This is a genomic window from Mesorhizobium sp. (assembly GCF_004962925.1).
GTDB lineage: Bacteria > Pseudomonadota > Alphaproteobacteria > Rhizobiales > Rhizobiaceae > Mesorhizobium.
The window spans coordinates 49,677-51,246 of record NZ_SUEO01000015.1 but is presented as its reverse complement, the minus strand read 5'-3'; the positions used below and the strand labels follow the sequence as shown (position 1 = coordinate 51,246).

Annotated in this window: 1 protein-coding gene and 1 pseudogene; both read right to left on the bottom strand. The window is 65.5% G+C overall.

The features are described from left to right. Nucleotides 1–702 (bottom strand): annotated as a pseudogene (locus tag E5W87_RS05985) (glutamine synthetase); the annotation flags it as partial. 13 nt (nt 703–715) lie between these two features. Continuing rightward, the coding region (locus E5W87_RS05980) for a transaminase (RefSeq protein WP_292394922.1) at nt 716–1,570 on the bottom strand (855 nt) is incomplete at its 5' end.

Below are 1,570 nucleotides of genomic sequence, written 5' to 3'. Positions count from 1 at the left end.
ATTCAGCGTCAGCTCGTACTGGCCGGGCGCGTATTCGGAAATGACCGTCTCCGCCGGGATGCCTTGCACCTTGGCCGCGGCATAGATGTCGGAAAACAGCGGCTCCATGCCGTGCAGGTGGTCGACGGAATAGACCTCGGTCTTGGCCGAGCGGCGACCGTCGAGCACGGCGTTGGCGGGCCGCACCTTGCCGTCGGCATCTCGTTCATTGGCGAGCAGGAAGAATTCGAGCTCGAAGGGCCCGGCAGGATGCAGGCCCTTGGCCGCCAATATCTCCACCTGCCGGGCCAGCGCCAGCCGCGGATCGGAGGACATGGGCTGACCGTCGAGATGATACATCGCCATCAGCACCTGACCGCGCGGCGGCTGTGTGCCGAACAGCGGCACCAGCGTGCCGGGGATCGGCCATGCGCGCAGGTCGCCGTCGCCGGTCGTCCAGATCAGCCCGGTCTCGTGAACGTCCTCGCCGGTGATATCGAGGCCGAGGATGGATATCGGCATGTGCCGGCCGCCCTCGAAGATGCTCATCAACTCATGCCGGCGCACGATCTTGCCACGCCCGACGCCATTGGCGTCGGTCAGCACGATGTCGAACGCTTCGATCTCGGGGTGGGCGTCGAGAAAGGTTTGCGCCTCGGCGGGCGTCGAGCCAGAAGGGGAGGCGATGATGGCGTTCAAAGTTTGTTTGCGCGCGTCTCTCATGTGCAAGCTTGTCTCATGCCGTGAGCCTTGCCGCAACCGCATCGAAGGCTGTGATCAGGCGGTTGACCTGGCTGGCGCTGGTCGCCGGCGAGATCAGCATCATGTTATGGAACGGCGCGATCAGCACGCCGCGGTTGACCAGCGCGACATGGATAGCCGCTTCGAGCTCCGGCGCGTGCGCTGTTTCCGCCTCGCCGCCATTCCTCAGCGGGCCGGGTGCGCAGATGAACTCGACGCGCGCGCCGACTCGGGCAACATGCCAGGGCAGGCGGTAGCGGTCGATGACGGCGGTCAGCCCGGCGTCGAGCCGCCGCGCCAGATGGTCCATATGGTCATAGTTCTCTTCGGTCATCACTTCTTCCAGCGTGGCGCGCATCGCCGCGAATTGCAGCGGATTGGCCGAGAGCGTCGTGCCCATGCCGGAATAACCGGGCTGTTTCTGGCTATTATAGGCAGCATAGCGCGCGGCGACGTTCTCGCTCATGCCCCACACGCTGGCCGGCACACCGCCCGCGATCGGCTTGCCGAGCACGAACAGGTCCGGCTCCAAGCCGTGTTTCCTGGCGTAGCCGCCTGGACCGGTCGAAACCGTGTGCGTCTCGTCGATCAGAAGCAGCGTGCCGGCTGCGCGGGTGAGGCGTCGCAGCGCGTCGTGGAAACCATGATCTGGCAGCACCATGCAGGAATTGGTCAGCACCGGCTCGGTGATGACGCAGGCGATATCCCCGTCCCGGAGCGCGGCCTCAAGCGCCGGCACATCGTTGAACTCGATGATATCGGTTGCCCGGGTCAGGTCGCGGAACTCGCCGGCCAGTCCAGGTCGGTTGACCGGTCTGCCGTCGACCAGCCGCACCATCGTCTCGTCGAC